Source organism: Gordonia rhizosphera NBRC 16068 (assembly GCF_000298195.1).
Classification (GTDB): Bacteria; Actinomycetota; Actinomycetes; order Mycobacteriales; family Mycobacteriaceae; genus Gordonia; species Gordonia rhizosphera.
The window spans coordinates 100,422-114,627 of record NZ_BAHC01000197.1; the positions used below are offsets into that span (position 1 = coordinate 100,422).

Here is a 14,206-nt window from a genome sequence, read left to right on the forward strand (position 1 = left end):
CATCACCTCTTGGCGGCGTAGTTGCGGAATGCATTGTTGGCGACGACTGCGAAGAGCAGCATGACGCCCATGAAGAACTTGAACCAGTCGGGGTTCCAGCCGGCGTAGACGATGCCCTGGTTCACCATGCCGAAGATGAAGGCGCCGATCGCGGCTCCGATCGCGGTGCCGTAGCCGCCGGTGAGGAGGCAGCCGCCGACGACCGCGGCGATGATGTAGAAGAACTCGTTGCCGACACCCTGACCGGACTGGACGGTGTCGAAGGCGAACAGCAGGTGCATGCCGACGAACCAGGCGCAGAACCCGACGAACATGAACAGGCCGATCTTCACCATGGTTACCGGGACACCGACCGCGCGGGCCGAGTCCTGGTTTCCGCCGACCGCGAAGATCCAGTTGCCGATCCGGGTCCGCATCAGCACCCAGGTGGCGAGGAGGGTGAACAGAATCCACCAGACCACCGTGATGCGCACCGAGACACCGAAGATCTCGAACGACGACGCGAAGACCTTCTGTGCGGAGTCGAAGCCCTGCATGTCCGAGATGGACGGGGTCGCAACCTGGCCGGTGACGAGTTTGGTGACCGCGAGGTTTATACCGGTGATCATCAGGAACGTCGACAGCGTGATCAGGAACGACGGGATCTTCGTCTTCATCACGAGATACCCGTTGAAGAAGCCGACCGACAACGACAGGCAGAGCGCGAGGATCGCCGCAAACCAGACGTTGAGGTGCAGGTTGTAGGCGAGCATCGACGCGGCGAGCGAGGCGAACGTCACCGCGACACCGGTGGAGAGGTCGAACTCGCCACCGATCATCAGGACCGCGACACCGCAGGCCATGATGCCGATCGTCGAGCTCGCGTACAGGACCGTTGCCAAGGCCTCCGGACTCCGGAAGGGTGGCGCGACGATCAGGAAGAAGACGAAGATCGCGATCGCGCCGAACAGCGCGCCGATCTCCGGCCGGAGCAGCACCCGCTGCATGGGCTTCTGGCGCTTCACGCGCTCATCGGTGACGACCTTGTGAGTGTTCAGGTCGATCTCTGACTGTGTACTCATCGATTAATCCCTTCTCGCCCGCGATCAGCGAGTGCCGTTCTTGGCGTAGTCGGCGACCTTGTCGATATTCGACTGGTCGATGAAAGCGGGACCGGTGAGGACGGCGTCGCCGCCACCGATCGTGTTGCCGTTGGTGAGGTAGAGCCACAGCGAATCGACCGCAAGGTAACCCTGCAGGTACGGCTGCTGATCGATGGCCCAGGCGACGTCACCGTTCTCGATCAGGTCGACCAGTGCGGCATTGGTGTCGAAGGTCGCCACCTCGGCCGTGGACCCGGCGTTCCCCTTGGACTTGACCGCGGTCTGCGCGATCGGGGCGCCGAGGGTCATGATCGCGTCGATCGACGGATCCTGCTGGAGCTTCGCGGTCATCGTCGACTCGACGGATGGCATGTCCTTCGAGTTGACGTTGAGGATCTCGAACGAGCCGCTGGTGAAGCTTTCCTTGACGCCGGCGCACCGGGATTCCAGGGCAACCTGACCCTGTTCCTGGATCACGCAGAGGACATGCCTCTTACCCTCCTCGGACAGGCGCTTACCGGCAGCCTGGCCGGCGATGAATTCGTCCTGACCGAAGTACTGCTGGACGCCCATGGCCTTCCAGTTGTCGTAGCCCGAGTTGAAGGCGCTCACCGGGATGCCGGCGGCCAGCGCCGCCTTGACCACCGGGGCCATGGCGTCCGGCTTGGCCAGGGTGACCGCGATGCCGTCGACCTTCGAGTCGATCGCCGCCTGCACGAGGTTCGCCTGGTTCGGGGCCTCCGGGTCGGACGAGTATCGCAGCGTGACGTTGTCCTTCTTGGCCGCCATCTCGGCACCCTTGCGGACCAGATCCCAGAAAGAGTCGCCGGGAACCTCGTGGGTAACCATGGCGATGGTCAGCTGGTCGGTCCCGGCGCCACCGCCGCTGCCGTCCTCTTTGCCACCGGTACCCGAACAACCTGCGGCCAGCACAACCGCGGCCGATGCCGCTGCCGCAAGACCGAGGAGCCGCCGGGTGCGGCCTCCGGTCCTACGACGCGTTGTGGAATACATCGTTGTCCCTTCCCTTTCGATTCTCCAGAGTGTCCTGCGAGCCACTCCCTTGGTGAAGATGTAATACCCGTCACACGCCTCGTGTCAAGACTTTGTCAAGACATTCTGATTAATCCGAGGTCACCGCGGTCCGACGGCGCGCGCTCCCGCACCCGACGGCAGCCGCAGAGCACCCACCGCACACCCCGCCATCAGAGCGGAGAGGAGGACGAAGGTCGCCGAGTACGCGCCTGCCGGCAGCCCGGCAACGCCGGCCAAAGCCGACACGGCCACCGCCGCGAGCGCCACACCGAACGCCGACCCGAGTTCCTGGACCGCGGCGTGCACGGCGTTGGCATCGCTGAGTTCATCGGCCTCGACGTCGGCAAAGGCGAGGGTGTTGTACGCCGAGAAGCCGACCGAGCGCAGCGCCCCCGAGATCACCAGCACGAGGGCGATCACCACCCCGGACGTCGTGGGTCCGAGAGCCGCCAGCGCACCGAACGCCAGCACCGACACCGACAGGTCCACCACGAGGACACGCCGAATACCCCAGCGCCGCATCAGCGGTGTGGTGATCGGTTTGATCACCACGTTGCCCACGAACAGTGCCGCGACCATCGCGCCCGCGGCGACCGGGGTCCAGCCGAACTGCAGCTGGAACATCAGCGGCAGCAGGAACGGCACCGCACTGATCACGACGCGGTAGAGGGTGCCGTAGCCGACTACCGAGGCGAACGACGACACGTGCAGCACACCGAGATTCAGCAACGGGTGGGGGGCCGAACGCAATCGCCGGTGTGCGCCGACGCCGAGGACCACCGACGCCACGGCACCGGCCGCCACGACCGCCCACCTCGTCGGCTCGGCCGAGACCTCCTGCGCGGCCGTCATCGCCGCGCCGACGGCGAGCGTGGTCAGGACGACACCCGCCACGTCGAGCGGGCGCCGCCCGGCGCGCGTCTCGACGGGTCGGCACCATAGGGCCGCCGCCCCGAGACCGACGATCCCGATCGGGATGTTGATCGCGAAGATGAACCGCCAGTCGGCGTGGGTGACGATCAGGCCGCCGAGCAATGGCGCCACCACCGGTGCGATCAGCGCCGGCCACGTCAGGTAGGCGATGGCGCGGACCAGTTGCGGTCGGTCGACGGTGCGCAGCACCGCCAACCGACCGACCGGCACCATCATCGCCCCGCCCGCCGCCTGCAGCACCCGCATCGCGACCAGCACCGCCAGACTCGGCGCCAGCGCACATCCCGCGGAGGCGGCGGTGAACACCGCCAGCGCGATCAGGAAGACCCGCCGGACGCCGAACCGGTCGGCGACCCACCCCGACAGCGGGATCAGGACCGCCAGGGTGATGAGGTAGGAGGTCGCGACGACCGTCGCGTCCAGCGGCCGCACCCCCAGGTCGTCGGCGATCGCGGGGAGCGCGGTCGCGACGATGGTGGCGTCGAGGATCTCCATGAACATCGCACCCGCGCCCAGCAGCGCGAGCGCATAGGGGAATCCGTCCGATCGCGGGGCCATCCCGCTGCGGCCGAGCCGCCGGATCACACCTCCGGCGCGGCCGGCGCCACCCATGTGCCCTCGAGAACCGAGGTGGTCATCGCGTCGAGGACCACGGCGCTGCGCACGGCGTCGACGATGGTCGCGCCCACCGGGGCGACACCCGCCGGGGCGCCGATCGACGCGCAGAACCGGGCCGCCTCGATGACCTTGAGGTCGTCGTAGCTCATCGGGTTCGCGGCGCCGGGCTGGAACGCCGCGTAGTCCCCGCTACCTGGTCCGACGTACATCATCGATACCGACTGGTCCTGGAAGGCGCCACCGGCACCGACCTCGAGTTCACCCATACGCCGGTAGTCCCAGCGCACAACGCCGGTGGTGCCGTGGATCTCGAAGCCGTAGGAGTTCTGCTCGCCCACCGACACACGGCTGGCCTCGAGCACGCAGCGCGCCCCCGACGCCATTCGCATCTGAGCGGAGACGTAGTCTTCGTTCTCCACCGGGCCGCGTTCCCCACCGGAGGCGAGCTGATGACCGGCGGTGGCCCCGGTCGGCTTGGGCCGCTCGGGGATGAAGATCGCGGTGTCGGCGACCAGCGAGTCGATGTCGCCGAGCAGGAACCACACCAGGTCGGCGCCGTGCGAGGCGAGGTCGCCGAGGACCCCGTTGCCGCCACGGTCACGCTGGAAACGCCAGCTCAGGGCGCCGTCGGGGTGGGCTGCGTAGTCGCTGAACAGCCGGAAGCGGGCGTGGGTGACCTCGCCGATCTCACCGGCCACGATGAGCTCACGCGCGGCGGCGACCGCGGGCACGTTGCGGTAGTTGAAGCCGACCGCGGTACGGACCCCGGCGACACGCGCCGCGTCGGCGACCGCGCGCGCGTCGTCGGCGGACAGTCCCACGGGCTTCTCGATCCACAGATGCTTGCCGGCCCCGACCACGGCGCAGCCGATCTCGCGGTGCAGGAAGTTGGGGGCGGTCACGCTGACCGCGGCAATCGTCGGGTCGTCGACCACCTGACGCCAGTCCGACACCGTCGTCGGCACGTCGAACTGGGCCGCGGCCGCAGCCGCGCGGTCGGTCACCTCGTCGGCGATGACGCTCAGCTTCGGTATCGGGTTCAGCTGCGGATAGTGGTGCCGGATCCGGGCATAGGCCTGCGCGTGTGCGCGGCCCATCCAACCGAATCCGATGATGGCGACCGGGAGAGTCACCTGTGTGCGATCAGTGACATCGACCTGCGATTCGGTCACGGCGGTCAGAGCCATGTAAGCATCCTTTCGACACGGGCGGGTGGACCCCTGTGATCTGTGACACCAGTATGTCAGGTAAGAATGTCAGGACAAAGTCTTGACATTTGTCTGTGAACTGACGCACAGTGGTAGCCAAGGCCGACGACGGAACTCGACATCCTCGGACGACCACCTGTCCCAACCACGAGCAGGGAGCACTACGTGACCGCAGAACGCGAGACACCGACCTTCGATGTACTGGCCATCGGCCGCAGCGGTGTCGACATCTATCCGCAGCAGATCGGCGTCGGCCTCGAGGAGGTGACCAGCTTCGGCAAGTTCCTCGGTGGCAGCGCCGCCAACGTGACCGTGGCCGCGGCCCGTCTCGGGCAGAGTAGCGCGCTGATCTCCGGCGTCGGCGACGACCCATTCGGCCGCTTCGTCCGCAACGAACTGGCCCGCCTCGGTGTCGACAACCGCTACGTCTCGGTCGACGAAGTGTACCCGACCCCGGTGACCTTCTGCGAGATCTTCCCGCCGGACGACTTCCCGCTGTATTTCTACCGTAAGCCCGCGGCGCCGGACCTGCAGATCGAGGTCGCCGACATCGACGCCGGGGCCGTGCACGACGCCCGCCTGTACTGGTCGACGGTCACCGGCTTGTCCGAAGAGCCTTCGCGCAGTGCTCATTTCGCCGCCTGGGAAGCCCGCGGCCGACAGTCGCTGACCGTGCTGGACCTCGACTACCGCCCGATGTTCTGGGAGAGCCCGGCCACCGCCACCGAGCAGGTCCGCAAGGCGCTGGGGCATGTCACCGTTGCTGTCGGCAACAAGGAGGAATGCGAGATCGCGGTCGGCGAGACCGACCCGCACAAGGCGGCCGATGCGCTGCTCGACCTCGGCGTCGAACTCGCGATCGTCAAGCAGGGACCGCGCGGCGTGCTGGGCAAGACCCGCCACGAGACCGTCGAGGTCGCCCCGATCCCCGTCGACGTCGTCAACGGCCTCGGCGCCGGTGACAGCTTCGGCGGCACGCTGTGCAACGGCCTGCTCTCCGGCTGGCCGCTGGAGAAGATCCTGCTGCACGCCAACGCCGCGGGCGCCATCGTCGCCGGCCGCCTCGAATGCTCGACCGCCATGCCCACCGCCGATGAGGTCGCCGAACTCGCCGATTCCGCACAGAACACACAGGAGAAGATCAATGTCTGAGGTCGCCACCACGACCGGGCCCGCAGGCCTGCACCGCCTCGGCTCCACCCCGACGTGCTCTGACTACGCCGAGGTGACCGCCGTGCGCGCGCAGCACCCGGCCGCGATCGCCGAGGCCTGGGCACGCCGCCGTCGCCGCAGCACCGTCACCGGCTCGGACCGGCTGATGATCGTCGCGGCCGACCACCCGGCCCGCGGCGCACTGGCCGTCGGTTCCAACCCGACCGCGATGAGCAGCCGCTCGGATCTGCTCGACCGGCTCCGCACCGCGCTGGCCAATCCCGGTGTCGACGGCGTGCTGGCCACCTCCGACATCCTGGAGGACCTGCTGCTGCTCGGCGCGCTCGAGGACAAGGTCGTGTTCTCGTCGATGAACCGCGGCGGCCTCGCCGGCGCGAGCTTCGAGCTCGACGACCGGATGACCGCCGCTACCGCATCCTGGACCATCGACGCAGGCCTCAACGGCGCGAAGATGCTGTGCCGCGTGGACCTGTCCGACCCGGGCACACTGAACATGATGACCGCGTGTGCGGCCGCGATCGACGAGCTCGCCGCGGGCGGCTCGATCGCGATGCTCGAACCGTTCCTGTCGTCGCGGGTCGACGGCAAGGTCCGCAACGATCTCAGCCCCGACGCCGTGATCAAGTCGATGCACATCATCCAGGGCCTCGGGTCCACCTCGGCCTACACCTGGCTGAAGCTGCCCGTCGTCGACGAGATGGAGCGCGTCATGGATGCGACCACGATGCCGACCCTGCTGCTGGGCGGCGACCCGCAGACCGCCCCGGACGAGACGTTCGCGAGTTGGGGACGCGCGCTGGAGATTCCGTCGGTGCGCGGGCTGATCGTGGGCCGCACCCTCCTCTACCCCTCCGACGACGATGTGGCGACCGCGGTCGACACGGCCGTGAACCTGGTGAGGTGATCCAACGATGAACAGCAAGTACTACATCCCCGCCAAGAGTGCATCCGCGCCGCTCACGGTGGACGTGACACCGGAGTCGGCCGGTTGGACCGAGTCCTCGTTGTGCGTCGTCGAACTCGGCGCCGGCGATTCCGTCACCCGCAAGAGCGGGGTCGACGAGATCATCGTCATCCCGCTCGCCGGGTCGGCGAGCGTGGAGGCCGAGGGTATCGCGTTCGAACTGACCGGACGCGCCAGCGTTTTCGACGGTCCGAGCGACTTTGCTTACGTCGGTCGCGACACCGAGTTCACGGTGTCCAGCGAGGCGGGTGGCCGATTCGCCCTGTGCGGTGCCCGGGCGAAGAAGAAATTGCCGTTCCGCTACGGGCCCGCCGCCGATATCCCGGTGGAGTTGCGCGGCGCCGGCAACTGCAGCCGGCAGGTGCACAACTTCGGCACTGCGGGCGTGTTCGAGGCCGACTCGATCATTGCCTGCGAGGTCATCACACCGGGCGGCAACTGGTCGAGCTACCCCGCACACAAGCACGACGAGAACTCCGAGGTCGAATCGCAGCTCGAGGAGATCTACTACTTCGAGATCGCCGACGGCCCAGACGGTTCGGCAGGATTCGGGTACCACCGGGTCTACGGCACACCTGAGCGGCCCATCGAGGTTCTCGAGGAGGTCCGCAGTGGCGACGTGGTCCTGGTGCCGCACGGCTACCACGGACCGTCGATCGCAGCCCCTGGCTATCACATGTACTACCTCAATGTGATGGCCGGACCGGGCGACGAACGCGCCTGGAAGATCTGCGATGACCCGGCGCATACCTGGCTGCGCGGCAGTTGGGAGCACCAAGAGATCGATCCCCGACTCCCGCTGCACGAGAAACGATCCCGCTGATCCTCCTCATCCGCTGATCGAGTAGCCGCGAACGTAGTGAGTGGCGTATCGAGATCACACAACCACCACCCCCAACCGAACCCCGACCAGAAAGAAGCCATCGTGGCACCGATCAATCAGGGACGCGCCGGCGGCGTCACGGGCGTCCGCACCCCCCACGGTGAACCGACCGTCCGCCTGACCGTCTCGCAGGCGACGGTGAAGTTCCTCGCCAACCAGTACGTCGAGCGCGACGGCGAGCGGAGCAAGTTCTTCGCCGGCTGCTTCGGCATCTTCGGTCACGGCAACGTCGCCGGCCTCGGACAGGCGCTGCTGCAGAACGAGATCGACGATGTCACCGCGGGTCGCGAGCACTCGCTGAAATACGTGCTCGGCCGCAACGAGCAGGCGATGGTGCATTCGGCCGTCGGCTACGCACGGATGAAGGACCGGATGGAGGCGTGGGCCGTCACCGCGTCGGTCGGTCCGGGCTCCACCAACATGCTGACCGGCGCCGCGCTGGCGACGATCAACCGCCTGCCGGTGCTGCTGCTGCCCGCCGACACCTTCGCCACCCGCACCACCTCGCCGGTGCTGCAGGAACTCGAACTGCCGTCGTCGGGTGACGTCACCGTCAACGACGCGTTCAAGCCCGTGTCGCGCTACTTCGACCGCGTCTGGCGGCCCGAGCAGCTCCCAGGCGCCCTGCTCGGTGCGATGCGCGTGCTCACTGATCCAGCCGAGACCGGCGCGGCGACCGTCGCCATCCCGCAGGACGTGCAGGCCGAGGCCTTCGACTGGCCCGAATCGCTGTTCGCCGAGCGCACCTGGCACGTGGCACGTCCGTTGCCCGAGCGCCACGTGATCGCCGAGGCCGCCGAGATCATCGCGTCCGCAAAGCGTCCGCTGATCGTCGCCGGCGGCGGCGTGATCTACAGCGGCGCCACCGAGGCCCTCGCGAAGTTCTGCTCCCGCACCGGCATCCCGGTCGGCCAGAGCCAGGCCGGCAAGGGCTCGCTCCCCTACGATCACCCACAGTCGGTCGGTGCGATCGGCTCCACCGGCACCACCGCCGCCAACGCGCTGGCCGCCGAGGCGGACGTGGTGATCGGTATCGGTACCCGCTACAGCGATTTCACCACCGCATCCCGGACCGCCTTCACCGGCGAGAACGTGCGATTCGTGAACATCAATGTGGCATCCTTAGATTCGGTGAAACACAGCGGCTACAGCGTGGTCGCCGACGCCCGCGAATCCATCGAGGCCCTCGACGAACTCCTCGCCGGATACGAGGTCGACCCTGCCTACCGCGAGCAGGTCGGCACCCTCGCCGCCGAATGGGACGCCATCGTCGAGCAGGCCTACTCCCCGACCTCGGTCGGCACCAACATCGCCACCGGCGATGAGGCGCTGACCCAGGGTGCGGTCATCGGGCTGGTCAACGAGACCTCCGATCCACGCGATGTCGTCGTCTGCGCTGCCGGATCGATGCCCGGTGACCTGCACAAGCTCTGGCGCACCCGCGATTCCAAGGGCTATCACGTCGAGTACGGCTACTCCTGCATGGGCTACGAGGTCGCCGGCGGCCTCGGTGTGAAGATGGCCTGCCCGGACCGGGACGTCTTCGTGATGGTCGGCGACGGGTCGTACCTGATGATGGCCACCGAGCTCGTGACCGCGGTGCAGGAGAACCTCAAGGTCATCGTCGTGCTGGTGCAGAACCACGGGTTCGCCTCGATCGGTTCGCTGTCGGAGTCGCTCGGCTCGCAGCGCTTCGGCACCAACTACCGCTACCGCGGCGACAACGGGCGCCTCGAGGGCGCGACCCTGCCGGTCGACCTCGCCGCCAACGCGGCCTCGCTGGGTGCCGACGTGATCCGAGCGAACACAGCAGCCGAGTTCGCCGACGCGATCAAGGCCGCCAAGGCCGCCGAGCGCACCACGGTGATCCACGTGGAGACCGACCCGTTGATCGGCGCGCCCGACAGCGAATCGTGGTGGGATGTACCGGTTTCGGAGATCTCCACCCTGGAGTCAACGCAGCACGCCTACGACGTCTACGCCAAGTGGAAGGCCGTCCAACGCCCGTACCTCAACCCCACCAACCCGTCCACCTCGACCAATGGAGAGAACCAATGACCGACCTGCGCATCGCCGTTCTCGGCGTCGGCATGATGGGTGCCGACCACGTCGCCCGCATCACCGAGCGCACCAAGGGCGCCTCCGTCACCGTCCTCAACGACTACTTCCCGGACAAGGCCGAGGAACTCGCGGCCACCATCCCGGGATGCCGGGTCATCAACGATCCGCTGGACGCGATCGCCGACCCCGAGGTGGACGCGGTCATCCTGGCCACCCCCGGCCCGACACACGAGAAGCAGCTGCTGGCGTGCCTGGAGGCCGGCAAGCCGGTCATGTGCGAGAAGCCGTTGACCACCGACGTGTCCACCTCGCTCGAGGTCGTCAAGCGGGAGGCCGAGTTGGGCCGCAGGCTCATCCAGGTCGGCTTCATGCGTCGCTTCGACCACGAGTACGAGCAGCTCAAGGCACTCATCGACAACGGCACCTTCGGCCAGCCACTGCTGGCGCACTGTGTGCATCGCAACCCGGCGGTGCCGCCGGGCTTCGACAGCTCGATGATCGTCAAGGACTCGCTCGTCCACGAGGTCGACGTCACCCGGTTCCTATTCGACGAGGAGATCACCTCGGTGCAGATCATCGCTCCGGGCTCGAACCCGAATGCACCCGAGGGCCTCAAGGATCCGCAGATCGCGATCTTCACCACCGAATCCGGCCGGCACGTGGACGTCGAGTGCTTCGTCTCGACCGGCGTCGCCTACGAGGTGCGCACCGAGTTGGTCGGCGAACTCGGGTCGGCGTTCATCGGCCTCGACCAGGGCCTGGTCCGCAAGCAGCGCAACCCGGTTCAGTCCGCATCCGGCGACGGCCGCAAGGTCGCTGGTATCCAATCCAGCGACATCACACCGTCGTTCGTCGAACGTTTCGGCGCCGCCTACGACGTCGAGATCCAGCGTTGGGTCAACGCGGTTCGTCGCGGTGACAACGTCGACGGCCCGGGCGCTTGGGACGGCTACGCCGCCGCCGCGGTGTGCGCGGCCGGGGTCAAGGCCCTCGAGACGGGCGAGCCGCAGACCGTCGAGATGGTCTCGCGCGCTTCGATTCCGGGAGCCTGAGCCCTTTCGTCCTTACCGTCCCCAATCGCTGATCGAGTAGCCACCGATTACCCCGCTGATCGAGTAGCCACGAGTGCCCCGGCGCGAGGCGGCGTATCGAGATCAACTCGCGCACGTGGTCTCGATACGTCACTCACTCCGTTCGCGACTACTCGACCAGCAGGAACCAACCGCCCCAGCCGCCGGTCGAGTAGTTCCGACTCGACCGTCGCACAGCAATACCCCCCACAGGAGAATCAGCATGTCCACAACCACCATCAGCCACTGGGTCAACAACAAGGCCTACCCCGGCACCAGCAGCGCCACGGCGCCGGTGACCAACCCGGCGACCGGTGAGGTCACCAAGGAGGTGTCGCTGGCCAACATCGAGGACGCCCGGGCCGTCATCGACGCAGCCGCCGCGGCCTTCCCGGTCTGGCGCGACACCAGCCTGGCCAAGCGGAGCGCGATCCTGTTCAAGTTCCGCGAACTGCTCAACGAGCGCAAGGGCGAACTCGCCGAGATCATCACCTCCGAACACGGCAAGGTCGTCTCCGACGCCCTCGGCGAGGTCTCCCGTGGCCAGGAGGTCGTCGAGTTCGCCTGCGGTATCCCGCATCTGCTCAAGGGCGGCTATACCGAGAACGCATCCACCAAGGTCGACGTGCACTCGGTGTACCAGCCGCTGGGCCCGGTCGGCATCATCTCCCCGTTCAACTTCCCGGCCATGGTGCCGATGTGGTTCTTCCCCATCGCGATTGCCGCCGGTAACACCGTGGTGCTCAAGCCGTCGGAGAAGGACCCCACCGCCTCGCTGTGGATGGCCGAACTGTGGAAGGAAGCGGGCCTGCCCGACGGCGTGTTCAACGTCCTACAGGGCGACAAGCTCGCCGTCGACGAGCTGCTGACCAACCCGGCCATCAAGGCCATCAGCTTCGTCGGGTCCACCCCGATCGCGCAGTACGTGTACGCCACCGGCACCGCCGCGGGCAAGCGCGTGCAGGCTCTGGGCGGGGCGAAGAACCACGCCATCGTGCTGCCCGACGCCGACCTCGACCTGGCCGCCGACGCCATGGTCAACGCCGGCTTCGGCTCGGCCGGTGAGCGCTGCATGGCCATCTCCGTCGCGGTCGCCGTCGGTGACGTCGCCGACGAACTGGTCGCCAAGATCGCCGACCGCGCCCGGACCATCAAGACCGGTGACGGCACCAAGAACTGCGACATGGGACCGCTGGTCACCAAGGTCCACCGCGACAAGGTCGCGTCCTACGTCGATGCCGGTGAGGAGGACGGTGCCACCGTGGTTCTCGACGGCCGTACGGTGGAGCCGGACGGCGGAGCCGACGGATTCTGGCTGGGGCCGACGCTGTTCGACAACGTCACCCCGGACATGAGCATCTACACCGACGAGATCTTCGGACCCGTCCTGAGCGTGGTGCGCGCCGACTCCTACGACGAGGCGCTCGAGCTGATCAACTCCAACCCCTACGGCAACGGCACCGCGATCTTCACCAACGACGGTGGCGCGGCGCGACGTTTCCAGAACGAGGTCGAGGTCGGCATGGTCGGCATCAACGTGCCGATCCCGGTCCCCATGGCCTACTTCAGCTTCGGCGGCTGGAAGGCCTCGCTGTTCGGCGACACCCACGCCCACGGCACCGAGGGAGTGCACTTCTTCACCCGCACCAAGGCCATCACCACCCGCTGGCTCGACCCGAGCCACGGCGGCCTGAACCTGGGCTTCCCGCAGAACGCCTGAGGCCCAAACACACTGAACTCCCACTTACACACGCGATCTCGTGTGTAAGTGGGAGTTTCCCGTGTTTATCACCCAGCCGCGCTCATCGAAGGAGAACCCGAAAAGAACTTGGGTTCCTCCTCGGGGACACCGCCTCCAGCTCTCCACTCAGCGCGGATTCGTTCCATCGTGCGGCGTTCGCTCCGATTGATCATGGCCATGACGGCGATCATCACCAGAAGAAAGCCAAGTACGATCCAGCAGTTGCCGGCCACGCATCGTCAACTCGGCGTCCGACCGGATCAGGATCGGCTACACACGCAAAACTCGCAGAATCACGGAAATCTTTGCGTGTTTGTGCGAGCTTTGTGTGTTCTCGGCGGACGTCACAGGCGGATCGTGGCGCCGGTCTCGTCGCTCACGCGCACGGCGTCGAGCACCTCGAGGACCGAGATACCCTCGCGCGCCGGAACCGGCTGCGGCGCACCGTGGTCCACGGCAGCGGCGAACTGCCGATAGAACTCGCCGTAGCGCCCCTGCGCCGACGGGACGGACTTCGCCCCTTTGTCGGTATGCAGCACGCCGAGGCGATCCGGCCGCTCATAGCCCCACGATTCGGGATCGTCGCCGGGCCGACGACCCGCCTTGATCAGATCGGTCTGCACGTCCGTGCCGTCGCTGACCTAGGCACCCTCCGAGCCGTAGATCCGCCACTGCCGCGCCGCCACGTGGTTGATCTTGCTGGCGCTCGCCGTCGAGAACACCCCGCTGCGATGGGTCATCGACACCACGAACCCGCAGTCCGTCCGCCCCGTGGGCTGCTCGACCACATCCAGATGACCGGTGACCGTGGCGACCGGACCGAACAACGCGAGCATCTGGTCGACGAGATGGGCACCGAGATCGCGCAGCAGCCCGCCGGTCGATCCCACCTCGAGCGAACCCGGCTCATCGAGGTCGAAGCGCGATTCGCACCGCCACACGTCACCGAGCTCGGGCAGCACGCCCCGGACCACGGCCAGATCGGTGTCCCAGCGACGGTTGTGGAAGACACTCAGTAGCCCGCCGGCACTCTCCGCGGCGTCGGCCAACTCGCGCCCACCCGCGGCATCGGGTGCGAAAGGTTTGTCGGCGACGACGTGCACGCCCCGCTTCACCGCCTCCAGGACCAACTCGCGACGCGTCTGCGGCGGTGTCGTAATCGTCACCGCGTCGACCCCGGTGTCGAGCAGGGCGCCCAGCGAATCGAACACCGCGACACCGGGCAGGTCCTCGGCAACCTCTCGACGACGCTCCGCATTGCGGGTCACCACACCGACGAGTTCGATCTCGGGCACCGCGTCGATGTACGGGGCGTGGAGGAGTCGACCGCCCACCCCGTATCCGACCGGTCCCAGTCTCATCAATTTCTCCTCAATTTGTACTGACATATTCTTGACAAATCTGCTGCTTATGCGCGCTACCACGCCTCGAGGGGGCT

General features: G+C 67.2%; 10 protein-coding genes and 1 pseudogene. 6 read left to right on the forward strand and 5 right to left on the reverse strand.

The genetic code is table 11. The annotated features are described in order from the left end of the window. Nucleotides 1-2: 2 nt before the first annotated feature. From GORHZ_RS24040 to GORHZ_RS24055, 4 genes are all read right to left on the reverse strand, one after another. Entirely contained in the window at nt 3-1,061 is a 1,059-nt protein-coding gene (locus tag GORHZ_RS24040; protein ID WP_006337712.1) for an ABC transporter permease, read from the reverse strand. 24 nt (nt 1,062-1,085) lie between these two features. Next, nucleotides 1,086-2,096 (reverse strand): sugar ABC transporter substrate-binding protein, encoded by a 1,011-nt coding sequence (locus GORHZ_RS24045; protein ID WP_006337713.1) that lies wholly within the window; start codon nt 2,094-2,096, stop codon nt 1,086-1,088. A 120-nt stretch (nt 2,097-2,216) separates the two neighbouring features. After that, complete coding sequence (locus tag GORHZ_RS24050; RefSeq protein WP_006337715.1) at nt 2,217-3,662, reverse strand: MFS transporter; 1,446 nt, start codon at nt 3,660-3,662, stop codon at nt 2,217-2,219. Next, on the reverse strand, nt 3,632-4,855 hold the full coding sequence (locus GORHZ_RS24055; protein WP_006337716.1) for a Gfo/Idh/MocA family protein: 1,224 nt from the start codon (nt 4,853-4,855) through the stop codon (nt 3,632-3,634). Before GORHZ_RS24055 ends, GORHZ_RS24050 begins: the two co-directional genes overlap by 31 nt. A gap of 186 nt (nt 4,856-5,041) precedes the next feature. Between GORHZ_RS24055 and iolC the strand changes: the two genes are divergently transcribed. The 6 genes from iolC to GORHZ_RS24085 all read left to right on the forward strand — a co-directional run bounded on the left by iolC (nt 5,042) and on the right by GORHZ_RS24085 (nt 12,747). Continuing rightward, nucleotides 5,042-6,028 (forward strand): 5-dehydro-2-deoxygluconokinase, encoded by a 987-nt coding sequence (iolC, locus tag GORHZ_RS24060; RefSeq protein WP_006337718.1) that lies wholly within the window; start codon nt 5,042-5,044, stop codon nt 6,026-6,028. After that, the gene (locus tag GORHZ_RS24065; protein WP_006337720.1) at nt 6,021-6,953 is read left to right on the forward strand and encodes a Cgl0159 family (beta/alpha)8-fold protein; all 933 of its coding nucleotides are present in this window, start codon (nt 6,021-6,023) and stop codon (nt 6,951-6,953) included. Before iolC ends, GORHZ_RS24065 begins: the two co-directional genes overlap by 8 nt. Nucleotides 6,954-6,960: 7 nt before the next feature. Next, complete coding sequence (gene iolB / locus GORHZ_RS24070) at nt 6,961-7,836, forward strand: 5-deoxy-glucuronate isomerase (RefSeq protein WP_006337722.1); 876 nt, start codon at nt 6,961-6,963, stop codon at nt 7,834-7,836. Between the two features lie 102 nt (nt 7,837-7,938). Beyond that, on the forward strand, nt 7,939-9,954 hold the full coding sequence (gene iolD, locus GORHZ_RS24075; protein WP_006337730.1) for a 3D-(3,5/4)-trihydroxycyclohexane-1,2-dione acylhydrolase (decyclizing): 2,016 nt from the start codon (nt 7,939-7,941) through the stop codon (nt 9,952-9,954). Then, nucleotides 9,951-11,009 carry a Gfo/Idh/MocA family protein gene (locus GORHZ_RS24080; protein WP_006337735.1) on the forward strand — a complete coding sequence of 353 codons (1,059 nt, stop codon included), beginning with the start codon at nt 9,951-9,953 and terminating at the stop codon, nt 11,007-11,009. Before iolD ends, GORHZ_RS24080 begins: the two co-directional genes overlap by 4 nt. A gap of 241 nt (nt 11,010-11,250) precedes the next feature. Then, on the forward strand, nt 11,251-12,747 hold the full coding sequence (locus GORHZ_RS24085) for a CoA-acylating methylmalonate-semialdehyde dehydrogenase (protein WP_006337736.1): 1,497 nt from the start codon (nt 11,251-11,253) through the stop codon (nt 12,745-12,747). Between the two features lie 365 nt (nt 12,748-13,112). Here the strand turns inward: GORHZ_RS24085 and GORHZ_RS24095 are convergent. Further along, nucleotides 13,113-14,129 (reverse strand): annotated as a pseudogene (locus tag GORHZ_RS24095) (Gfo/Idh/MocA family oxidoreductase). Nucleotides 14,130-14,206 lie beyond the last annotated feature (77 nt).